The organism is Pedobacter rhizosphaerae (genome assembly GCF_900111155.1).
GTDB classification, from domain to species: Bacteria; Bacteroidota; Bacteroidia; order Sphingobacteriales; family Sphingobacteriaceae; genus Pedobacter; species Pedobacter rhizosphaerae.
On record NZ_FOGG01000049.1, the window covers coordinates 5,498 to 26,985 of the forward strand.

Consider the following 21,488-nt stretch of genomic DNA (forward strand, 5'->3'; position numbering starts at 1 on the left):
CGCATCTCGATACTTGATACTAGCATCTTGATACTTATTTCAGTCGTTAGTATTAAGACATGGTGCCTATCCGTACGAAAGCTGAGGAATCAACTATCAAACTAAAAGACTAAAGCTGATAGCGAAGAAGCTATTTTCTTATCTTGATACTTGCTACTCGATTCTTGATACTAGATACTAACATCTCGATACTGACCAAAAAATATGTTAAAAAAAGTTAAAGCACAATAAATAACTAAATCGTTAGTTTATATTAGAGTCGCAAAACAAAAACCTACATGAAACGCACTCTACCGCTCTTGTGTTTTGTTCTTCTTTTTAGTAATTATCTGAAAGCTCAGACACTGCATACAATTAAAGGAAGAACAATAGACACTGCTTCCACCACCTTACTTTCCGGAACTGCTATTGCTGTACTTAATGCCAAAGACTCCACGCTTGTTAAGTTTACAAGGTCGGATCCAAATGGTCATTTTAAACTCCATAACATTAAGAATGGAAAATACATCCTATTGGCATCTTACCCTAAATACGCAGATTTTATAGATCATTTCACTTTAGATTCTGCCAAAAAAGATATCGATTATGGAAAGATTAACCTAACGGGGATGGCTAAAATTTTAGCCGATGTAATTATTAGGGGTAACAGGAATGCCATTAAAATTAAAGGAGATACGACAGAGTTCGACCCCAAAGCTTTTAATATTGAGCCTAACTCCAAAGTAGAAGATCTGATTAAGCAATTTCCGGGTTTTCAAATAGATAAAGATGGCAAAATTACCGCCCAGGGGAAAAGCGTACCCAAGGTGCTGGTAGATGGTGAAGAATTTTTTGGAGATGACCCAACACTGGTCACTAAAAACCTACGCGCCGATATGGTGGAGTCGGTACAGCTCTATGATAAAGCTAGCGATCAGGCCAGTTTTACCGGGATTGATGATGGCGAGAAAACCAAAACGCTTAACATTAAGCTAAAGGAAGATAAAAAGAACGGCTATTTCGGTAAACTTCAGGGCGGATATGGTACTGATGATTTTTATACCGGGCAGTCCATGTTCAATAAGTTTTGGGGCAAGAAGAAATTCTCCGCGTACGGCATTATGGGCAACAACGGAACGGTTGGTTTAGGTTGGGATGATCGGGATAAATACGGCACTTCTAATATGCAGGTAAGTGAAGATGGAGGGATTTATTTCAGCATTGGTGGCGGAGATGATCTGGACTCCTATGATGGCCGATACAACGGCAGAGGCATACCGGTGGTACGAACCGGGGGCCTGCACTTCGACAATAAATGGAATAAAGATAAAGAATCATTAAATACCAATTACAAAATAGGTTCTATCCGAGTTAAGGGAGATGAAAGTACTTTTAGCCAGAGTACACTTACCTCTGGTGTTAACAACAGTGAATCTAGCCAGTTTAACGATAACGATATGTTTAGGCAGAAATTAGATGCCACCTATGAAATTAAACTCGACACCACCTCAACACTCAAAGTGAGCATTGATGGAACGTTGCGAAACAGCAATACCTTCAGCGATTTTAGAAGTAGCAGTAACCGTGCAGATAGTACCTTAAATACAGCTAAAAGAACATTAAGCAACGAATCGAATGAACAAGCTTTCAATATGAATGCTTTGTTTACGAAAAGGCTCAGGAAAAAAGGGCGAACATTATCGATTAATCTCAATCAATCATTCAACAAGAACGATAGCGAAGGCTATTTAAACTCCGACAATAAATATTTTATTCCAACCGCCCGGGTAGAAATAATAGATCAGTACAAGGTAAATAATGTAAGCAATAAAGCCTTCAAGTCTAATGTGGCCTATACCGAGCCTTTAAGCGAAACATTCACGGTTATTGTAAACTATGGTTTATCATTAATGAATGGCACATCAGATCGGAAATCCTTTAATAAATCGGGTGCTGGAACATACGATATTCTGGATACGGTATTTAGCAATAATTATGAATTAGATCAGGTAATTAATCAGGCGGGAGCTATTTTTAGTTACAAAAAAGGAAAGTCGATCCTTAATTTCGGGTCTAAATTTAGTGGCGTAAACTTTAAGCAATTAGACGTTTACCACAATGCCAGCCTTAACAGAAACTTTGTAAACTACATGCCTCAGGCTACCTATCAATATCGTTTTACTGAGCGAAAATCGTTCAGAATAAATTATAACGGAGGTACTAATCAGCCTTCCCTTAGTCAAATTCAGCCTGTTCGGGTAAATACCGATCCCTTGAATGTGTTTGAGGGAAACCCGAATTTACGGCCATCTTTTAGAAGTAACCTCAATGTCAGCTACAATTCTTACAAGGTTTTATCAGATCAATATATCTGGATAAATGCCTCTTACAACTTTACCAAGAATGCCATCATTGGCGATGTAATGACCGATGCTGCTGCAAAAAGTATATCCCGATCCGTAAATCTTTCAGGCAAGATGCCTGCCAGCTACTACTTCTATGGGAATTTTGGACAGAAAATTAAACCTTTAGACATGAACATGGGTTTCAACCTTAATTTCAGTGGAAACTCCTCTTATAATTATATCAACAACACTTTAAACAATACACAAAATTACACCTACAGTGCGGGGATTGATTTTAACAAACAAAAGGAAAAAAAGTATAGTTTTTATGGCAACTTCGGACCAAGTTATAATGTAACAACTGCTTCGGTTCAAAAATCAGTAAACAGTAATGGCTGGGGATGGACTGGAAGTTTAGAAGGGACACTTCAGCTCCCCGGGAAACTGGAACTCACATCAGATGCCCAGTATCAATATAATGGTAAAACACAAGCATTTAACGAGAGCTTCGAACGTTTAATCTGGAATGCTGCGCTGAACAAAAAGTTTTTTAAGGGTGAAAACTTAAAGTTATCGCTTTCAGGTAGAGATTTACTTAACCAAAATATAGGCTTTGATCGCTCTGCTTACGATGGTAACATCACACAGAATAGCTACACTACCATTCAAAGATACTTCTTATTCTCCGTGATCTGGGATTTCAGTAAAATGGGTGGAGGGGTTAAAAAATAAAATTAAGGACCATGAAAAACACTTTCAAATATATACTCTTAACAGTATTCTTTCTGGCAGAAATGAATACTTATGCGCAAAATGCCCATTTCATAGAAAATGGCATAATAGAATTCGAAAAGCGTTCGAATATGTACGCCATAATTAAGAAAAAGATTAAGGATAGAGATGAATCCTACGTTCAGCAAGCTTTTGAGCAGTACAAGAAAAATAATCCACAGTTTAAAGTAGGTAAAAGCACCTTAAACTTTACGAAATCTAAAAGCCTTTATAAATGGCCAGCCACTAATGAAACCATGAACAATAACTGGTTTGCCAGTGATGTACTGGCCGATTTAAAAAATACCATTGCTACCGATTTCGATAGCCAGATCAGCATTTCTCAAAAAAGTGTATATGAAGATACTTATCTGGTAAAGGACAGTCTTAGAAAAATCAATTGGAAAATTACCGATGAAACCCGCGACATTGCAGGTTTTGAATGCCGGAGAGCCAATGCCATCATTATGGATTCGGTGTATGTGGTTGCCTATTACACCAATCAAATTTCAGTATCTGGCGGACCTGAATCTTTTACCGGTTTGCCCGGAATGATTTTAGGCCTCGCCCTGCCACATGAAAATATAACCTGGTTTGCCACAAAGGTTACAGAAGTTAATGTTCCGGAAAAAGATTTACTACCACCCACAAAAGGTAAACCCACAGATAATCAAGGCCTAAATAAAATCCTGCTCGGAGCAATGAAAGATTGGGGAGAGTACGCAAAACCTCAATTAAAGGCCTTTTCGTTGTAGTACGGAGTGAATCTGTAGTTAGCGTGAAAGCTGAAAGTGGAATCCCTTTTTGAAACTAAAAAAGCTAAAAGACTAAAGACTAAAGCCTGCTATTTTGATACTTTTACTCCCATCGCTTTGGTCTTTCAGCTTTCGGCTTTTTTGCACCTGCTCCTTATTCTTTGCTCTTCGTACTTCCGTCTAGATACTTGATACTAGCATCTTGATACTTCTTACAGTAGCTAGTAATTAGTCGTTAGTAATTAGACATGGTGGCTAATCTGCATTCGTATAAATACTCCAAAGCTGAAAGATTAAACTATCTTGATACTCTTACTCCCTTTGCTTTGGTCTTTCAGCTTTGAACTTTTTTGCGCCTGGTCTTTATTCCTTGCTCCTTATTCTTTGCTCTTCCTACTTCCGTCTAGATACTTGATACTAGCATCTTGATACTAAAAATTTTGATACTTGATACTAAATACTCGATACTTGTAAAAATATGTACAGCGCACTATTTGCCCATATCAAAAGATTTACACACCTAAGCGAGGAGGAGGAATTAACACTCTCTCACTTGCTTAAAACTGTTGCGGTAAAAAAGAAGGCTTACTTACTGGAACAAGGCCAAATCTGTAGAGCCAACTATTTTGTGGTTAAAGGATGCCTCAGGTTATTTTTTATCGACATTAAGGGTGCAGAGCAAACCATTCAGTTCGCCATTGAAAACTGGTGGATTACCGACCATACCAGCTATCAGTTCCAGCAGTCCTCACAATTTTTTATTCAGGCAGCAGAAGATACCGAAGTCATTGCTATTGAACATCATCTCCAGGAAGAAATTTTCAGTAAAATTCCTAAACTGGAAAGATATTTCAGGCTGGTACTTCAAAAAGCTCATCAGGCTTCGCAAGTGCGAATCAAATATCTTTACAGCCAGACTGCGGAAGAACGCTATCACCATTTCAATAAATTATTTCCCGAATTTGTTCAGCGTATTCCGCAAAAGATGCTTGCCTCTTATTTGGGATTCACCCCAGAGTTTTTAAGTAAGATCAGGGCTAAAAAAGGATAGCTTTTTAAGCTGTAGCTGCCAATTCTTCTGGAAGAAAATTTTGCCTCAAATGTGCTTCATATCGCTTTAAGTCGCTCTCAATATCAGCGTTCTTTTCTACATCATGAAAGTGAATGCCATCAATCCTGGTCATGCCGGTAAAAGCATTCATGCGGTGAAAACCGAATAATACCCCATCATCAACATTCGTTTGCATAAAGAACTCATTAGGTAAGGTAAAAGCTTCTTCTGGCGCATTCCAGGATGAAGTGACCATATATTTTTTACCATGAAGCATTCCTCCGGTACCATAATTAATTTTTGGATTAGCCGACGAGCGCCCATCGCTTAAATAAATTCCATTTTGATGTCCTTCGGTAAATACAACATCAATATATTTTTTAAAACCGTGCGGTACCTGAAACCACCAAACTGGCGTATGATAGATCACTACATCTGCCCATACATATTTGGCTACTTCTTCTTTAGGGTCGTATTTATCGTTGATGTTGGTTGTTTTAACTTCAAAACCATCCTCATTTTTAAAAAATTCTGCTGTTGCAGCAGCAATGGTTTCATTGAACCTGCCGCCTGAGTGACCAAACTTCTGGCCACCGTTAATGATGAAAATTTTTGTCATATCCTTATTTAATTTTTTTGACAATACAAAATTAACACATCGCGAACTATCATTAAAATAAGATAATTTATACCTTTGTATCAGAATTATAATATATTAATATGGTAAATTTAGAATGGTACAGAACCTTTCAGGCAATTTATAAAACAGGAACTTTAACAGGGGCCGCAGATCGATTGTTTATATCTCAGCCTGGCGTAAGTTTACATTTAAGTTCCTTAGAAAGTTATGTGGGTTATAAGCTATTTGACCGAACCGGAAGAAAAATGATCCCTACAGAAAAAGGCAAGATACTTTTTAACTTTATAACAGGACCTTTAACTAAGTTAGAGGAGGCAGAAAAACATTTTCAAAAAAGTACTGAAAAGCACACGCCTACCATTAGTGTGGGGATGTGTTTCGAAACTTTTCAAATTACGCTTGAACAATATATTTCTACTTTGCCTTTCAACGTGATTATTCGTTTCGGAGAATATCCTGAAATGCTGGATCAGTTAGACAAGAGTGTACTGGATTTGATCATTACCCCGCAAAAAGGAAGTTCGGCAAACATTGAGCATGAAGCTTTTTCGTCTGAAACCATTGTATTGGTGGGGGGAGCAGAAACAGATGACAGGGATTTTAAAAAACTGCTTAAGCAAGGAGATAGTACAGCGGTTGAAGATTGGTTGAAAAGACAAAAATGGTATGGCACAACGGGCGATATGGAACACCTGCTTCGTTTTTGGAAAATTAACTTCAATAAACATCCCGATTTTAGGCCCAACTATATTGTACCTAATCTAAATTCTATTGTTCGCTGCCTCTCGGGCGGTAATGGCTTAGCCATCATCCCCGATTTCTTATGTAAAAGCGAAGTAGAAGCAGGTAAGGTTAAGGTAATTTGGGAAGGAAATCCTAAGCTGAAAAACACCCTTTACTTTGGTTGCAGGAAAAATACACAATACGCATCAGAGATTAATTTAATTAAAAACTTATTTAAGAAGGTGATGGTCACCATTTAATCATAAAAAGGTCATCCCCGCCTGCGCTGGAATGACCTCCGTTTATACTTGTCACCCTGATGAACTATAGATCTGCAAGAGGTGAAAAACCACTCATAATAAAAGCCCTGCTATATTGAATTTTAGAAATTATATAGCAAATCTATATTACAACATAATAATATCAACTTTACCTATAACCCTTTCTCCTTCATAAAATCCTCCTCTTCCTCCAGAAAATGAGCATCATCTACTGCATAGGATTTGACGTTGGCAATTTTCATTTCATCAATTACATCCACAAAATCTTTAAACTTTGCCGTACCTGTTGGTTTGATAATAACTATCATGTGCTTGTTAAGATTGCCTTGATGTGTTTTGGCTACCTGCTTTTTAGTCTCCATAATACTCTTTTGTAATTGGTGTAGTGAAACAACTTTCATCTCCGCACTATTGGCCAACCCAAGATAATACACTGCCTGATTATTCTTACCCAAAAGAATAGTCATGGTTCTTGAGGCAGGGTAATCCGCTGCGGCCCCTTCGTCATCTGGCTTTGCAATATCTGCCGCATTTGATGTAGTTAATGATGTGGTGAGCATAAAGAAAGTGGTGAGTAGAAACATCAAATCTACCATTGCTGTCAAATCTACCCTTGGAGTAGTTTTTCTGGTTCTACCTTTATCGGCCTTGCTGTTAGGTTTTTCGTTTAGTGTTGCCATAAGTTTAGGTTTTTTATTCATGATGACAAACACGGCTAGATTGCATAAAAAAAGCGACCAAATTATTTGATCGCTCTGACTGTTAATGGTCCAGCTCTTATTTTACTGCTTCAATTACACCACATCCTACCCTCGGTCCAGAGTTTCCGGTTGGCTGTGTCTTATAGTCATCTGTTCCTCCATGAACGATAATTCCCCTTCCAATAATATTTTTAACATCTCCATCCTTGGTACTCCATCTATCAGTTGTTACAGAAACCTTACCCTTCCCTTTTGCATTGAGGTGGATATTGCCAATGTCGCCACTGTGATAAGCGCCAGATCCCCATTTCCCATGCTGCTCGTTGGTTGGGTTCCAATGCCCATGGGTATTTTCTCCCATATTACCACAATCGCCATGCTCATGGAAATGAACGGCGACATTACTATCTGCCCTGGCGGCGTAATCCATTTCTAAATCCATACGGATTTTTCCATCACTCAATTCAAAAAATTTAACGGTGCCGATGTTTTTTGTATTATCGGCCGTTTCAGTAAGCGTTGCAGTAGCCACTTCTTTATCCGTTTTAGTACAGGCACTTAAAAAGGCTAAGCCAGCTACGGCAAAGGTTAGGAAATACTTTTTCATACGATTATATTTTTAGTTCCCTTTTATAACACATTGATTATTATTTGGTTTTACGATTAATCGTCCGATGTAAAACCTTTCTGTGTACGCTGGTGTTTTACCTTTATAAAATCATAATAACTATGGAACAGCCAACTGCAATGAATACATTAAGCCAGATTTTGGAGAAATTGAGGCTGAATGGAAAAGATAATGAGTTAAAAATGACTGATCACGGCAAAATGCAAAGCCAGTCGGGAAATATTTATAAACCAGAAGATTTAACCATTGTAAAAACTTATCGTTTTGAAGGCGACTCTGATCCTGCAGATAATTCTGTACTTTATTTGGTAGAAGATCAGGAACGTAACATTGGCTATATCCTCGATGCATATGGCATATATTCAGACAATATCGGTCCTTCATTTGATGATTTCTTAAAGAAAATACCAACTGCAGACCGTGATGAACAGGAACTATTCTGTTAAAATGCACCAGGGAGGATAATTATTCTCCCTGCTTTATTCTCTCTCTTTTCCTCTTCCTTTACGATTGAAGTTGTAAGTTTGCCTTTTAGGTTCTGTGCAGATGAAAAGCAAACTATTCAATATTCCTCCTCTTCCGGCTGTTTTACTATCCATTTTAAGCGTACAATGTGGCGCTGCGATAGCGAAAACATTATTCCCGGCCTTGGGTGCTGCGGGGACTGCAACCCTCAGAATAGGTATTTCTGCAATTATTTTATGGGTCGTTTATCGCCCAAATGTAAAAACCATCAGTGCCAAACAGTGGAGATCGGTCATTCCTTATGGTCTTTCATTAGGTGCTATGAATGTGATATTTTACCTGGCTATTGAAAGAATTCCAATTGGGTTGGGTGTAACCCTAGAATTTGTTGGACCATTACTTCTGGCCATTGTAGGTTCAAAGCAAATTGTCGATTTCCTGTGGGCATTTTTAGCCGCTGTTGGAATAGCTTTAATTGCACCATGGAGTAATAATGGAATTGATTTACTGGGTGTTCTTTTTGCACTTCTTGCCGGCGGCTTTTGGTCTGGGTACATTATACTTGGAGGTAAAATTTCAAAAATAATGAAGGGAGGAGATGCTGTTGCCATTGGGATGCTTTTTGCTACAATCCTTATTTTACCATTTGGTATGCTAAGCAGTAGGATGGAGAATCTAAATCCAAAATACCTGGCCATGGGGGCTGCACTCGCCTTACTTTCCAGCGCTATCCCTTTTAGTTTAGAAATGAAGGCCCTTAAGCATATTCCAGCCCGAACATTCAGTATCTTAATGAGTTTGGAACCGGCTGTAGCAGCTATTTGCGGCTTAATTTTTCTTCAGGAATACCTGTCCTTTAAAGAATGCCTGGCTATGGCGGCCGTGATTATTGCTTCTGTTGGTTCAACACTTTCGGCAAAAAGATCGAAATTGTAAACCCGTGGTCCGTGTCACACGGACCACATTCAACATCCCTCGCTAATATTTCTCCATGTCTAGTATGGTGAAAAAATATTAGCCTGTTCAATCTACTTATCCGTGTCACACGGATCACATCCAACATCCCTCGCTAATATTTCTATATATCCAACCATCGCGACAAAATATTAGCCTGTTCAATCTCACTAGTCCGTGTCACACGGACCACTTCCAAAATCCCTCGTTAATATTTCTCCATGTCTAGTATGGTGAAAAAATATTAGCCTGTTCAATCTACTTATCCGTGTCACACGGATCACATCCAACATCCCTCGCTAATATTTCTATATATCCAACCATCGCGACAAAATATTAGCCTGTTCAATCTCACTAGTCCGTGTCACACGGACCACATCCAACATCCCTCGCTAATATTTCTATATATCCAACCATCGCGACAAAATATTAGCCTGTTCAATCTTACTAGTCCGTGTCACACGGACCACATCTAACATCCCTCGCTAATATTTCTATATGTCCAACCATGGCGACAAAATATTAGCCTGTTCAATCTACTAGTCCGTGCCGCACGGACCACATTCAACCTCCCTCGCTAATATTTCTATATGTCCAACCATGGCGAAAAAATATTAGCCTGTTCAATCTCACTAGTTCGTGTCACACGGGCCACATCCGACATCTATTTAATCTTCACCTACCCACCCTTAACAATATGGGAAAATGAACATCCTTCACGGCATCACTACCCCAGGCTTCTTTTAACTCGGTATACATGTATTCTAAAGGATTTCTGTCGTTAGCCTTTTTATAATGCTGAAGAGACGACCAGGTATTGAGATAGCCAATTAGCTGCTTAAAATTCCAGCTGGTTTTGATCTGAAAATGCGGTGCAATTATCTCCTCAAAGGGAAAGGGTATCGTTTTGTATCCTTCTTCGATATACCTCCGCTCCGGATCCCAATATTTACCCAAAATATCTTCATACAGCTTAAAAACTGCCTGATCCACTTTCTTATCTATATTCATTAACCCATAACCCATTACAGCAAATAAGCCCTCGGGTTTAAGGGTACGCTTTACTTCAGCATAAAAAGATTCGAAGTTAAACCAGTGAATGGCTTGAGCAACAGTAATCAAATCAAAACTATCGGCAATTGCACTCACTTGTTCTGCGGGTTCCACCCGATAAAAAATATTGGGTAGTTTTAAGGCCTGATTCAATTGTTTTTCGCTAATATCTGTGGCGTAAACCTGAGTAAAATGTTGTGCCAATACCCGGGCAACCTGGCCATTACCTGTGGCACAATCCCAGGCGGCATTTTTATGCTTCACCAAAGCGAAGAGATAATCATATAACTCTTTCGGATAGGTAGGCCTGTAAATCGCATACTCGGCAGATTGGGTAGAGAAGTTATCTTTCATTTTTTTTTGTGATTGAAGGATTGAATGACTGATAGTGTGAGAGATTAATTGAATGTTTTTGAAAATGTTTCAATAATTAAATGATAATCTTACATTCGATCTAATTTAAACAAAAATCTAATCTTTCTGTTCAGCATTCCATCATTCAAAATTCAACCATTCAATAATTTCACCTATGAATACAGCGCAACAAGCAGAAGTAAAATATCGATTAAAGTCTATTTTCGGGGGCTCAATTGGGAACCTGGTAGAATGGTACGATTGGTATACCTATTCTGCATTTGCTTTATACTTTTCACCTGTATTTTTTCCCTATAGTAACCCTACGGCACAGCTATTAGATACAGCAGGTATTTTCGCAGTAGGTTTTTTGATGCGACCCATAGGAGGATGGCTTTTTGGAAGCATTGCAGATAAATATGGCAGAAAGAAATCGATGACATTATCGGTATTGATTATGGCCATTGGGTCTTTAATGATTGGTTCAACCCCTACCTATCGTTCCATTGGCATTGCAGCGCCCTTAATTTTGCTTTTGGCCCGGCTGATACAAGGCTTGAGTACTGGAGGAGAGTATGGAACATCGGCAACTTATCTCAGTGAAATGGCCACCAAAAAGCATCGTGGTTTTTACTCTAGCTTTCAATACGTAACGCTCATCGGCGGACAATTACTTGCTTTAGGAATTCAATTGATACTACAAAATTGGTTGCTAACCAATGAGCAGCTACACCAGTGGGGCTGGAGGATTCCATTTTTCATCGGTGCCGTTTTATCTTTTATTGCATTATACCTTAGGCGGCATATTAATGAAACATCAGCCTTCGAAGCAAAGCAATCTCAAGACAAGAAAAGTGGAATATTGGCATTGCTTAAATATCCAAAAGAAGTATTTACAGTTGTCGGTTTAACTTTAGGTGGAACCATTGCCTTTTATACTTTTAGTACCTACATGCAGAAATTCCTGGTGAATACCGTTCATCTGAGTAAGGAGACCTCCACTATTTTATCCTTCATATCTTTATTTGTATTTGCAGTAATTCAACCCTTATTCGGATTATTATCTGATAAAATAGGGCGCAAACCGTTACTTATAGGATTTGGAATTTTAGGAAGTTTATGCACATACCCTATTCTTACAGCCATTAAATCGGAAAGCAATACAACCAGCATCTTTTTGCTTATGATTGTCGCCCTGATTATTGTAAGTGGCTACACGAGTATCAATGCAGTAGTTAAGGCAGAACTGTTTCCGGCAGAGATCAGGGCGTTAGGGGTAGGCTTACCCTACGCACTTACTGTCGCCATTTTTGGCGGTACAGCAGAATATTTCGCCCTTTGGTTTAAAAATATTGGTCACGAAAGTTATTTCTATTGGTATGTTACAGGCTGTATTTTAATCTCGCTGATTTTATATACTACCATGAAGGACACCAAGCACCATTCGAAGATAGAGGATTAGTGACTACAGGTTATTGCTGATCTCGATCAGGTTCATGTCAGGATCTCGCAGGTAAATAGAAAGGATTTTACCATTTGCGCCTGTGCGCTCAACAGGGCCTTCTTCAATTTCGAAACATTTGTACTCTAATTCATCCAATACTTCTTGTAAGGGTGTAAGGGTAATGAAACACAAATCGGCCGTGCCTGGCATAGGCTTAAAAGCTTTGGGCTCAAATTCATTTCCAGTTTGATGCAGGTTGATCTTTTGATTGCCAAATTTTAAGGCTTTGCGATCTTCGTTAAAAGTAATCACTTCCATACCCAATGCCTCGCTATAAAAGCGGCAGGTGCTCTCTACGTTAGCCACTGTTAATACCAGATGGTCTAAATTTTTTATTTTCATAGTACTTGAGTTAAAAACCAAGTGCCAAGCCTTTTGTTTGATAAGTGGTTACAGTTTTTTCAGGTGTTTATCAACATTTGGTTAGCCTGGTAATCCTTGAACAAAATAGCTGATTTTTATATCTTTACCAATATGCAGAACCAAGCCCCTTTAGCCGAAAGAATGCGCCCTCAAAATCTGGATGAATATGTGGGGCAAAAGCATTTGGTGGGTGATGATGCCGTTTTACGCAAAGCGATAGAAAGCGGACAACTACCTTCCATGATTTTCTGGGGGCCTCCGGGCGTTGGTAAAACAACCCTTGCTTATATTATTTCTCAGGCATTAGATCGCCCATTCTTTAACTTAAGTGCGATTAACAGCGGAGTAAAAGATGTACGTGAGGTAATCGATAAAGCAGCGCAGTTAAAAGACAGTTTTCTGGGCCTTCCTATTTTATTTATTGATGAGATTCATCGCTTTAGCAAATCGCAGCAAGATAGCTTACTCGGCGCTGTAGAAAGAGGCCTGGTTACTTTGATTGGTGCCACCACAGAAAATCCTTCATTCGAGGTCATCTCCGCTTTGCTGTCTCGCAGTCAGGTATACATTCTGAAATCGCTAACTGAGGCAGAGTTGGTGGAATTATTGCAAACCGCCGTCAAAGAGGATAGTATTTTAAGCCAGAAGAAAATTACAATTAAGGAGCACGAGGCACTGATCCGTTTATCTGGTGGCGATGCCAGAAAGCTGCTGAATGTACTGGAGATAGCAATTAATGGAATTGGTGGGGATAAAATTACCCTAACCAATGAAAACGTTTTGGCGCACGCCCAGCAAAACCTGGCCTTGTATGACAAGGCTGGAGAGCAACATTATGATATTATCTCGGCATTTATTAAATCGATTAGGGGAAGTGATCCCAATGCCGCGGTGTATTGGCTGGCAAGAATGATTGAAGGAGGTGAAGATCCATTGTTTATTGCCCGAAGATTACTCATTCTATCTTCCGAAGATATTGGGAATGCCAATCCGAATGCTTTGCTGTTGGCCAACAACTGTTTTACTGCGGTGAATGTGATCGGGTATCCTGAGGCCAGAATTATTTTATCGCAATGTGTAACCTATTTGGCGAGCTCAGCAAAAAGTAATGCTTCTTACGAAGCCATTAATAAAGCACAGGCATTGGTTAAACAAACCGGGAATCTTCCTGTGCCACTTCACATCAGAAATGCGCCAACCAAACTGATGAAAAACATTGGCTACGGAAAAGATTACCAATATTCTCATGGTTATGAAGGCAATTTCTCTCCACAAGAGTATTTCCCTGATGAATTAAGTGGAACGAAGCTTTACGATCCGGGTAAAAATGCTGCAGAAGAAAAGCTGAGAGAGAAACTTCGCCACAATTGGAAAGACAAATACAACTATTAATGTAACATTTATTAACCAATGCATACTAATACTAAAATCAATACCTAAATTATATATGCTGAACACTTTTTTAAGCCATCAATGGAAAGCATTTTGGCGATCGAGGAATAGAGGGGGGAGCATTGCTGCTCAAGTTGTTTTAGGTTTTTTTCTACTCTATTTCCTGGCAGTGGCAATAACCATTGGCTTTGGGATGGCGTTCTTGCTCCCTGAAATATTTAAAGGACAGGATATTGTAAAAAGTTTCAACGGTATTATTCTGTATTATTTTGCCTTCGATTTGCTGATGCGGATTCAACTTCAGGAGCTACCTACCCTGAGCATTATCCCATATCTTCATTTAAAGATCTCCAAGAATAAAATTATTAGCTTTTTAAATGTAAAAGCTTTGTTTTCCATGTTCAATATTTGGCCGATCTTGCTGTTTCTGCCTTTCATATTCATTAAGATTTCGGTTCTTTTCGGTGCATTCGCCACCCTGATGTATATCGTATCTATCTTCTCTATCACTCTTTTGCTCAATTATTTAGTGCTTTATATCAAGCGAAAATCGATTAGTAATGTTTGGTATACCGGAGTAGGACTAGTTATTATTTCTGTTTTTGCAGCATTAGAGTACTACAAGATTATCTCCATCATGTCTGGCTCTGACTATGTATTCAGAACCATTGCCCTGCATCCCTACCTGGGATTAATTTTTACCGCTCTGGCATGGTGCGTATTTAAGATCAATTCAGGTTTCTTGCGCAGGAACCTTTATGTAGAAGAATTGAGCTCGAAGCAGGAAAAAAAGGTGAGTACAGACTATGCTTTCTTAAACCGTTTTGGTAAAGTAGGTGAATTGGCTGCTTTGGAGCTGAAATTAATCCTTCGCCATAAAAGATCTCGGTCAGCAGTTATTATGGGCTTCTTTCTCTTGTTTTATGGCTTCCTGTTTTACAATAAGCAACGCATAGCAAGTGATTCTTTCGGCCAAATGATGTTTGCTGCTATCTTCATGACGGGGATTAACATCATCACCTATGGTCAGTTTATGTTTGCCTGGCAAAGCGCCCATTTTGATGGAATACTGAGTAATAAGATCAATATAAGAGACTTTATCAAAGCAAAATTTTTACTGTTTACCCTGGCTTCTACGCTGATTACCATTCTGGCGAGCCTTTATGGATTTTTGAGTCCAAAACTCCTTCTACTGCATGCTGCCGCCTACTTATATAATATTGGCTTCGGAACGGTTATCGTACTTTACTTAGCCACTTTCAATTATAAACGCATTGATATTAGTAAGGCAGCAAGCTTTAATTACCAGGGGATGGGAGCCACACAATGGTTGCTCATGTTTCCTTATGCGCTTACACCTATACTCCTTTATTTACCTTTTGGATTACTAAAAATGCCATATTGGGGATTGTTTGCCGTTTCTATATTCGGTATCATCATGCTTTTGATGCGTGGTTTCTGGGTGAGTTTTATTGCCAAAAAATTTGAAAAACAACGATATAAAATAGCCGAAGGCTTTAGAGAATAATTATGATACTAGAAGTAAGAAATTTAAAGAAGGTTTATGGCGATAAGACCGTGGTAAACATCGGGCATTTAGAAATCGCTCAAGGTGAAACAATTGGTTTGGTTGGAAATAATGGGGCAGGGAAAACTACTTTTTTCCGCATGTTGCTTGATTTGATCCGTCCGAGCGAGGGAGCTGTACTATCTAAAGGTAACGACGTTAAGGAAGGTGATGGATGGAAAGATTATACCGCTTCTTTCCTTGACGAAGGCTTTTTAATAGACTACCTCACCCCGGAAGAATATTTCACTTTTATAGGAAGTTTGCAGGAAATGAGTGTAGCCGATGTTGGATCCTATTTGGCTCAGTATACAGAATTTTTCAATAACGAGATTTTAAATAGTGGAAAGTACATCAGAGATTTTAGCAAGGGCAATCAAAATAAAGTAGGAATTGCCGCAGCGTTAATGCAGAAGCCCGAAATCTTAATCTTGGATGAGCCTTTTGCTAATCTGGATCCAACCACACAAATCAGACTAAAAAAGCTGCTCAAAGAACAAGTGGGCATGACAACCTTTATTTCAAGCCATGACCTTAACCATGTAACCGATGTTTGTAATCGCATTATCTTAGTAGAAAAAGGTCAGGTTATTAAAGATTTTAAGACAGATGAAAATACACTTCAAGAGTTGGAGAGCTATTTTTCTGCTTAGTTTGTACTAAGAATGATACATTAATAAAGAGAGCAGTGTTTTTCCTGCTCTTTTTTATTGCCACATTATTATTCCTGTAGGCTATATCACACTGATTTAAATTAATAATGTTGGAGAAATAATTTTTTGGCATCGTGTTTGAATATGAAACATAGAATTATAAACTAAGACAATCATGAGTATTTCAAAAGTAAGAATAGCAACATTAAGTATAGGTCTAGCTGTAGGCTCAATGGCGCTTCAAAGCTGCGACAGTTTAACTAAAACCCAAAAAGGTGCTGGTATCGGAGCAGCAGCAGGAGGTGTGATAGGAGCTTTAATCGGTAAAAAAGCTGGAAATACAGCTGTAGGTGCCTTAATTGGTGGTGCTATTGGTGGTACTGCTGGTGCTTTTATTGGTCGTAGAATGGACAGACAGGCAGCTGAAATCCAAAAGGCTATACCTAATGCAGAGGTTATTAGAGAAGGTGAAGGTATTATTGTAAAATTTGATAGCGGTATTTTATTCGATTTCGATAAGACAGCTTTAAAAGATGCGGCAAAAACCAATGTTCAAAGCCTAGCTTCTTCATTAAATCAATATCCTGATACTGATGTTAAAATCATCGGTCACACAGATAACGTAGGTAAAGAAGCTTACAATCAAGGTTTATCTGAGCGTAGAGCGGCAGCTGTTAAAGCATATGCGGTTTCTCAAGGTGTTCCTTCATCGCGTCTGGTAACTATTGGTAAAGGTTTAACAGAGCCAATTGCAGACAACACTACTGAAACTGGACGTGCTCAAAACCGTCGTGTAGAAATTGTTATTGTAGCAAATGATCAGTTAAAAGCTCAGGCTCAAAAACAAGGCTAATTAAAAGTACATTCCCTCTACCTATGAGGTCATTATAGATCAAACCCCGGTGCTCGCATCGGGGTTTTTGTTTTATTGGCCTGTATCCGGTCTTGCTACTAGATACTAGAATCTTGATACTTTATTGAAGTAGTTAGTATTTAGTCGTTGGTAATTAGACATGGAGCTTAGCCTGCGTCCGGTAATATTTGGGCTTTTTTTCTTTGCTCCTTATTCCTTGCTCCTCCGACACCCAGTCTTGGTCCTTGATACTAAATACTTGATACTAAAAAGTCCGAGGTCAGGGGTCCGAAGCCTATGGTGCTTAAAGCAGATCGCCAAACGTACTTAGGCACCTTAGGTGGTTAAAACGTCCGGTCTTGATACTCGATACTAAATACTTGATACTATTGTAGTCGTTAGTAATTAGACATGGAGCCTAGCCTGCGTCCGGTAATATTTGGGCTTATTCTCTTCTTTGATCCTATTCCTTGCTCATTAAACAGTCTTGCTACTTGATACTAGAAGCTTGATACTTTTCGCAGTAGTTAGTATTTAGTCGTTAATAATTAGACAAGGTGCCTACCCTGCATCCGGGCTTGGTATGAGCACTTTTTGCACCTGATCTTTGGTCTTTGCTCCTTATTCCTTGCTCATTAAACAGTCTTGCTACTTGATACTAGCATCTTGATACGCTAAAACACTACGAATAAATATCCTCAAAATACCCCACAATTAAAGATTTCATCAGCATTTCTTGCTCCAACATGGTGTAGGGTGGAATAGCCTTTACCAGTTTCCAATGTGGCCATCCGTCCTGATCAAGTCCTTCCAATTCGTAAAAACCCATTTCGCTCAACAATCTACAGGTGGCAATATGCATTAATTCTTCTTTTTGGCGCTTGCTGTATTTTTTCGGCCCCTTGCCCAATTCTTGAATGCCTATCAGAAAAAGCATAACCTTAATATCGGGAGTGTCTGAGTCAAACTCAACCGAAATCTTTTGTTGCAACTGTTTCCATTTTATATTTATCTCTGAGGCTTTCATAGTTTGCAAAGATAGTGTAAAAAGGTTTATCAGCAGTTTAAATGCTTTCAGGTTTTGGTCAAATCGTTACCTAGTTATTGTACATTTGGTTACTTTTATACATATGGTTAATACATCAAATAAAATATTTAATGCCGGTTTACTTGCCTATGGTATGTCTGGCAAAGTTTTTCATGCGCCATTTTTAAATGAGCACCCAGGATTTAATTTAAAGGCAGTTGCAGAACGGAGTACCAAGAAAGTACAGGAAGATTATCCTAATGTACTCAGCTATAATCATATCGATGAGATATTCAATGATGAGGAAATCGATTTGGTGGTAATCAACACGCCTAACAACCTGCATTATGAACATTCGAAGACTGCCCTTGAGCACGGAAAACATATTTTAGTAGAAAAACCTTTTTCTGCTACTACTGCCGAAGCGAAAGAATTATTTGCCCTTGCAGATTCGGTAGGGAAAAGCATCTTCTTTTATCAGAACCGCCGATGGGATAGTGATTTTAATGCGGTAAAAAAGGTTATCGAAAGCGGAAAGTTAGGAAAACTTGTTGAAGTACATTTTCGTTATGATCGCTATAGAAATGTAATTGGCCCCAAAGCTTTTAAAGAAAATCCTTTAGCTGCAAGTGGCTTACTGTATGATTTGGGTCCACATTTGTTAGATCAGGTCATTAGTGTGTTTGGTAAACCAATCAGTTTCCATAAAGTTTTAGGCTTCAATAGAGAAAATACTTTGGTAGACGATTATTTTCAAATCCAGTTGAGCTACCCTGACAGTTTGAATGTAACGGTTACTTCGAGTATGTTGGTGCTGAACCCGCAGGCAGCATTTGTACTGCATGGATCAAAAGGAAGTTTCATTAAGCAACGAACAGATACGCAGGAAGATCAGCTCCTTAGCGGAATGAAACTAGATAACCCCGAATTTGGGATTGAAAAAGAGGGTTCGGAAGGGATTTTGACCCTGATTAATCAGGATGGTGAAAAAACGGAGGAAAAAATTCCCTCACTGGCAGGACATTATTTACCATTGTTCGATGCCATTTACCAAAATCTGAGTGCCAGTAAACCTTATCCGGTTACAAGAGAAAATGTCTTGATACAATTGGAGATATTGGAACAATAATTCCTTCCAGCCAGCACTAAAACATACACACGAAGAAGCCAACACATGAATTCATTACCTTATATCTATTTAGTTCCTATTACTATCCTTGTGCTCTATTTTATCCTCAAAAAGAAGAAAACGAGCATTGAGCCGTTAACGGATGACGATAAAAAAATATTGGAAGATTATGTTGGCTTTTACCACAATTTAGATTCTACAGATAAACAAAGGTTTGAGCATAAAGTAGCCGAATTTTTTAGCGCTGTTCGCATAGAGGGCGTGGGTTTAGAGATGACCACCTTAGATGAGTTATTAATTGCATCAAGTGCGGTAATTCCGATCTTCGGCTTTGACGACTGGCATTATAGAAATCTATCTAGCGTGCTGTTATATCCTGATACGTTTAACAAAGATTTTCAGTTTGAGGGTGGAGAGCGAAATATTATGGGAATGGTTGGAACAGGGTATATGAATGGCCAGATGATTTTATCAAGATCGGCATTACGCCATGGCTTTTCTAAGAGTGCTGGTAAGGAAAATACGGCAATACATGAATTTGTACATCTTTTAGATAAATCAGATGGTGCAACAGATGGCATTCCGGAAAACCTGATGAGCCACGAATATACACTGCCATGGGTTAAAATGATGCATGAGGAAATTGAAAGAATAGCTGATAATAAATCGGATATTAATCCTTATGCCATCACTAATGAGGCCGAATTCTTTGCGGTGGTTTCTGAGTATTTCTTTGAAAAACCAGAACTGTTAAAAGAAAAACATCCTGAGCTTTATCATCAGCTGAGTATTATTTTTGCACAACAACCAGCTGGCTAAATATTTTATTTATATCTAAAACGTTCTAAATCTGATGAAATTTATCAAAGTATTGGCATTAAGCCTGATTTCTATAAGTGCTTTTGCCCAAAAATCTTATGTATTAAAGCAAAACTTTCCAATAGGGAAGAAATATGATTTCTCTTTTGTATCCGATCAAATTATTAACCAAAAAATTGGTGAAGAAAAAATTAATTCTACTCAAACGATAGGCACTGATTATACATTTGATGTTCGCAATGGAGAAAATACGGATAAAAATATCGAGGTAATTTACGGACGAATTTTTATGAAATCATCTGCTATGGGGAATGGCATGAGCATGGATTCAGAAGATCAGGACACCACTAAAGTAAATCCTTTCAAAGGAATAAAAGGTGCAACTTTTAACATGGTAATGGCGCCTGATGGCACGGTAAAATCGCTTACAGGTGTAGATCAGATGCTTAACAGTATGGCATCGAAAATGTCGAAGGATACTGCTATGGTCAATAATATTAAAATGCAACTCAGCAAACAATTTAACGCAGCAAGCCTAACACAGACCATGGAAACCTCTTTGAAAATTTATCCTGAAAAGGCGATTAAAATTGGCGAAAGCTGGGTAATCAATAGCCAGAGTAAATTGATGATGCCAATTGAAACCTCAACTAAATATACATTGAAAGAGGTAAAGGACGGTATTGCCTACCTAAAGGTAAGTGGCAGCTTAACTTCTAAGGGTAGTTTCGAAACAATGGGAAATAAAATGGAAACCGATTTAAGCGGAACCAATTCAGGAGACGCGGAGCTTGATATTAAAAGCGGTCTGATCCTTAAAAGTCACATCCGCACCGAACTGATTGGTAAAATGAAAGCCATGGGACAAGATATAGATTTTGAATTGCAGGGGATTAACAAAGTAGTTGGGAAAGAGATTGCAGGTGCGAGATTTAATTAAATAGTATCGAGCTTCTAGTATCAAGATGCTAGTATCAAGTATCAAGACCTGATGCAAAAAAGCCGAAGACCAAAGCAAAGCACCATAAAAAGTATATCAAGATAGTAGGATTTCAGCTTTAATCTTTTAGCTTTTAGGTACCTAGGTCGGATGCAGGTTAGGCACCTTGTCTAATTACTAATGCGAATTAAGGGTCGGATTTAATTATAAAAATAGGTATACAACAGCCTGTCGTATTTTTATAATAGCCTGATAATCAGTATATTTGTAGTGTATTCGACGCACTGTAAAACCACATGATTAATCAGGCTAAGGCACTAAAATTAATAAAATTATACCAATATGTATGCGATAGGTATGAAATTGAACTGCAGTACCACTGCCAGCGGTTCACCAATAATAGTAGACCTGATTTTACCGATCAGGAAGTCATGACCATTTATCTATTTGGTATCTATGAGGAACAACGTTTCAAAATAAAACAGATCCATAAATTTGCCTCGGATTATCTGCTCGGATGGTTTCCCAAACTGAACTCATA

General features: G+C 38.6%; 21 protein-coding genes. 15 read left to right on the forward strand and 6 right to left on the reverse strand.

The annotated features are described in order from the left end of the window. The first annotated feature begins 278 nt into the window (after positions 1-278). The 3 genes from BMX11_RS22355 to BMX11_RS22365 all read left to right on the forward strand — a co-directional run bounded on the left by BMX11_RS22355 (position 279) and on the right by BMX11_RS22365 (position 4,901). Positions 279-3,056, forward strand: a complete 2,778-nt coding sequence (locus BMX11_RS22355; protein WP_090889237.1) for an outer membrane beta-barrel family protein — start codon at positions 279-281, stop codon at positions 3,054-3,056. Positions 3,057-3,067: 11 nt separating this feature from the next. Further along, positions 3,068-3,850 (forward strand): GLPGLI family protein, encoded by a 783-nt coding sequence (locus BMX11_RS22360; RefSeq protein ID WP_090889240.1) that lies wholly within the window; start codon positions 3,068-3,070, stop codon positions 3,848-3,850. Positions 3,851-4,328: 478 nt separating this feature from the next. Then, positions 4,329-4,901, forward strand: a complete 573-nt coding sequence (locus BMX11_RS22365) for a Crp/Fnr family transcriptional regulator (RefSeq protein ID WP_090889243.1) — start codon at positions 4,329-4,331, stop codon at positions 4,899-4,901. A 4-nt stretch (positions 4,902-4,905) separates the two neighbouring features. On the opposite strand, the gene BMX11_RS22370 is transcribed toward BMX11_RS22365, so the two are convergent. Further along, positions 4,906-5,520 (reverse strand): NAD(P)H-dependent oxidoreductase, encoded by a 615-nt coding sequence (locus tag BMX11_RS22370; RefSeq protein WP_090889246.1) that lies wholly within the window; start codon positions 5,518-5,520, stop codon positions 4,906-4,908. 101 nt (positions 5,521-5,621) lie between these two features. On the opposite strand from BMX11_RS22370, the gene BMX11_RS22375 reads away from it, so the two are divergent. Next, on the forward strand, positions 5,622-6,524 hold the full coding sequence (locus tag BMX11_RS22375) for a LysR family transcriptional regulator (protein ID WP_090889248.1): 903 nt from the start codon (positions 5,622-5,624) through the stop codon (positions 6,522-6,524). A 173-nt stretch (positions 6,525-6,697) separates the two neighbouring features. Here BMX11_RS22375 and BMX11_RS22380 read toward each other — a convergent pair whose 3' ends face one another. Both BMX11_RS22380 and BMX11_RS22385 read right to left on the reverse strand, forming a co-directional pair. Further along, entirely contained in the window at positions 6,698-7,225 is a 528-nt protein-coding gene (locus tag BMX11_RS22380) for an ExbD/TolR family protein (RefSeq protein WP_090889286.1), read from the reverse strand. 97 nt (positions 7,226-7,322) lie between these two features. Further along, positions 7,323-7,853, reverse strand: coding sequence for a superoxide dismutase family protein (locus BMX11_RS22385; RefSeq protein ID WP_090889250.1), 531 nt, complete (start codon positions 7,851-7,853; stop codon positions 7,323-7,325). A 122-nt stretch (positions 7,854-7,975) separates the two neighbouring features. Here BMX11_RS22385 and BMX11_RS22390 point away from each other — a divergent pair, with 122 nt between their 5' ends. Together BMX11_RS22390 and BMX11_RS22395 are read left to right on the forward strand one after the other, a co-directional pair. Then, positions 7,976-8,320, forward strand: coding sequence for a hypothetical protein (locus tag BMX11_RS22390; protein WP_090889253.1), 345 nt, complete (start codon positions 7,976-7,978; stop codon positions 8,318-8,320). Positions 8,321-8,420: 100 nt separating this feature from the next. Continuing rightward, positions 8,421-9,275 (forward strand): EamA family transporter, encoded by an 855-nt coding sequence (locus tag BMX11_RS22395; RefSeq protein ID WP_090889256.1) that lies wholly within the window; start codon positions 8,421-8,423, stop codon positions 9,273-9,275. 693 nt (positions 9,276-9,968) lie between these two features. Here BMX11_RS22395 and BMX11_RS22400 read toward each other — a convergent pair. Continuing rightward, positions 9,969-10,700, reverse strand: coding sequence for a class I SAM-dependent methyltransferase (locus tag BMX11_RS22400; RefSeq protein WP_090889258.1), 732 nt, complete (start codon positions 10,698-10,700; stop codon positions 9,969-9,971). A 175-nt stretch (positions 10,701-10,875) separates the two neighbouring features. Between BMX11_RS22400 and BMX11_RS22405 the strand changes: the two genes are divergently transcribed. Continuing rightward, the gene (locus BMX11_RS22405; RefSeq protein ID WP_090889261.1) at positions 10,876-12,162 is read left to right on the forward strand and encodes an MFS transporter; all 1,287 of its coding nucleotides are present in this window, start codon (positions 10,876-10,878) and stop codon (positions 12,160-12,162) included. 3 nt (positions 12,163-12,165) lie between these two features. Here BMX11_RS22405 and BMX11_RS22410 read toward each other — a convergent pair whose 3' ends face one another. After that, entirely contained in the window at positions 12,166-12,546 is a 381-nt protein-coding gene (locus BMX11_RS22410) for a VOC family protein (RefSeq protein ID WP_090889264.1), read from the reverse strand. Positions 12,547-12,678: 132 nt separating this feature from the next. On the opposite strand from BMX11_RS22410, the gene BMX11_RS22415 reads away from it, so the two are divergent. The 4 genes from BMX11_RS22415 to BMX11_RS22430 all read left to right on the forward strand — a co-directional run bounded on the left by BMX11_RS22415 (position 12,679) and on the right by BMX11_RS22430 (position 17,032). Next, a complete protein-coding gene (locus BMX11_RS22415) occupies positions 12,679-13,959 on the forward strand; it encodes a replication-associated recombination protein A (protein ID WP_090889267.1) in 1,281 nt (426 codons plus the stop codon). A gap of 55 nt (positions 13,960-14,014) precedes the next feature. Next, the gene (locus tag BMX11_RS22420; protein WP_090889269.1) at positions 14,015-15,487 is read left to right on the forward strand and encodes a DUF5687 family protein; all 1,473 of its coding nucleotides are present in this window, start codon (positions 14,015-14,017) and stop codon (positions 15,485-15,487) included. Positions 15,488-15,489: 2 nt separating this feature from the next. Next, positions 15,490-16,179, forward strand: coding sequence for an ABC transporter ATP-binding protein (locus BMX11_RS22425; RefSeq protein ID WP_175474650.1), 690 nt, complete (start codon positions 15,490-15,492; stop codon positions 16,177-16,179). A gap of 175 nt (positions 16,180-16,354) precedes the next feature. Further along, the gene (locus BMX11_RS22430) at positions 16,355-17,032 is read left to right on the forward strand and encodes a YiaD family glycine zipper/OmpA-like lipoprotein (protein WP_090889272.1); all 678 of its coding nucleotides are present in this window, start codon (positions 16,355-16,357) and stop codon (positions 17,030-17,032) included. A 682-nt stretch (positions 17,033-17,714) separates the two neighbouring features. On the opposite strand, the gene BMX11_RS22435 is transcribed toward BMX11_RS22430, so the two are convergent. Continuing rightward, entirely contained in the window at positions 17,715-18,059 is a 345-nt protein-coding gene (locus tag BMX11_RS22435) for a hypothetical protein (RefSeq protein ID WP_090889275.1), read from the reverse strand. Between the two features lie 103 nt (positions 18,060-18,162). Between BMX11_RS22435 and BMX11_RS22440 the strand changes: the two genes are divergently transcribed. The 4 genes from BMX11_RS22440 to BMX11_RS24590 form a co-directional block, all read left to right on the forward strand. Continuing rightward, complete coding sequence (locus BMX11_RS22440; RefSeq protein ID WP_090889278.1) at positions 18,163-19,188, forward strand: Gfo/Idh/MocA family oxidoreductase; 1,026 nt, start codon at positions 18,163-18,165, stop codon at positions 19,186-19,188. A 45-nt stretch (positions 19,189-19,233) separates the two neighbouring features. After that, positions 19,234-20,007, forward strand: a complete 774-nt coding sequence (locus tag BMX11_RS22445; protein ID WP_090889281.1) for a M90 family metallopeptidase — start codon at positions 19,234-19,236, stop codon at positions 20,005-20,007. A gap of 34 nt (positions 20,008-20,041) precedes the next feature. Continuing rightward, positions 20,042-20,947: a DUF6263 family protein gene (locus BMX11_RS22450; protein WP_090889284.1), complete on the forward strand. Its 906-nt coding sequence runs from the start codon at positions 20,042-20,044 to the stop codon at positions 20,945-20,947. Between the two features lie 296 nt (positions 20,948-21,243). Continuing rightward, on the forward strand, positions 21,244-21,488 hold a 245-nt coding region (locus BMX11_RS24590; protein WP_217643904.1), incomplete at its 3' end, for a hypothetical protein.

What these genes read in the sequence shown, in the direction of transcription:
- BMX11_RS22355 (WP_090889237.1), top strand. Translation starts at nt 279, where the DNA reads ATGAAACGCACTCTACCGCTCTTGTGTTTTGTTCTTCTTTTTAGTAAT.
- BMX11_RS22360 (WP_090889240.1), top strand. Translation starts at nt 3,068, where the DNA reads ATGAAAAACACTTTCAAATATATACTCTTAACAGTATTCTTTCTGGCA.
- BMX11_RS22365 (WP_090889243.1), top strand. Translation starts at nt 4,329, where the DNA reads ATGTACAGCGCACTATTTGCCCATATCAAAAGATTTACACACCTAAGC.
- BMX11_RS22370 (WP_090889246.1), bottom strand. Translation starts at nt 5,520, where the DNA reads ATGACAAAAATTTTCATCATTAACGGTGGCCAGAAGTTTGGTCACTCA.
- BMX11_RS22375 (WP_090889248.1), top strand. Translation starts at nt 5,622, where the DNA reads ATGGTAAATTTAGAATGGTACAGAACCTTTCAGGCAATTTATAAAACA.
- BMX11_RS22380 (WP_090889286.1), bottom strand. Translation starts at nt 7,225, where the DNA reads ATGGCAACACTAAACGAAAAACCTAACAGCAAGGCCGATAAAGGTAGA.
- BMX11_RS22385 (WP_090889250.1), bottom strand. Translation starts at nt 7,853, where the DNA reads ATGAAAAAGTATTTCCTAACCTTTGCCGTAGCTGGCTTAGCCTTTTTA.
- BMX11_RS22390 (WP_090889253.1), top strand. Translation starts at nt 7,976, where the DNA reads ATGGAACAGCCAACTGCAATGAATACATTAAGCCAGATTTTGGAGAAA.
- BMX11_RS22395 (WP_090889256.1), top strand. Translation starts at nt 8,421, where the DNA reads ATGAAAAGCAAACTATTCAATATTCCTCCTCTTCCGGCTGTTTTACTA.
- BMX11_RS22400 (WP_090889258.1), bottom strand. Translation starts at nt 10,700, where the DNA reads ATGAAAGATAACTTCTCTACCCAATCTGCCGAGTATGCGATTTACAGG.
- BMX11_RS22405 (WP_090889261.1), top strand. Translation starts at nt 10,876, where the DNA reads ATGAATACAGCGCAACAAGCAGAAGTAAAATATCGATTAAAGTCTATT.
- BMX11_RS22410 (WP_090889264.1), bottom strand. Translation starts at nt 12,546, where the DNA reads ATGAAAATAAAAAATTTAGACCATCTGGTATTAACAGTGGCTAACGTA.
- BMX11_RS22415 (WP_090889267.1), top strand. Translation starts at nt 12,679, where the DNA reads ATGCAGAACCAAGCCCCTTTAGCCGAAAGAATGCGCCCTCAAAATCTG.
- BMX11_RS22420 (WP_090889269.1), top strand. Translation starts at nt 14,015, where the DNA reads ATGCTGAACACTTTTTTAAGCCATCAATGGAAAGCATTTTGGCGATCG.
- BMX11_RS22425 (WP_175474650.1), top strand. Translation starts at nt 15,490, where the DNA reads ATGATACTAGAAGTAAGAAATTTAAAGAAGGTTTATGGCGATAAGACC.
- BMX11_RS22430 (WP_090889272.1), top strand. Translation starts at nt 16,355, where the DNA reads ATGAGTATTTCAAAAGTAAGAATAGCAACATTAAGTATAGGTCTAGCT.
- BMX11_RS22435 (WP_090889275.1), bottom strand. Translation starts at nt 18,059, where the DNA reads ATGAAAGCCTCAGAGATAAATATAAAATGGAAACAGTTGCAACAAAAG.
- BMX11_RS22440 (WP_090889278.1), top strand. Translation starts at nt 18,163, where the DNA reads ATGGTTAATACATCAAATAAAATATTTAATGCCGGTTTACTTGCCTAT.
- BMX11_RS22445 (WP_090889281.1), top strand. Translation starts at nt 19,234, where the DNA reads ATGAATTCATTACCTTATATCTATTTAGTTCCTATTACTATCCTTGTG.
- BMX11_RS22450 (WP_090889284.1), top strand. Translation starts at nt 20,042, where the DNA reads ATGAAATTTATCAAAGTATTGGCATTAAGCCTGATTTCTATAAGTGCT.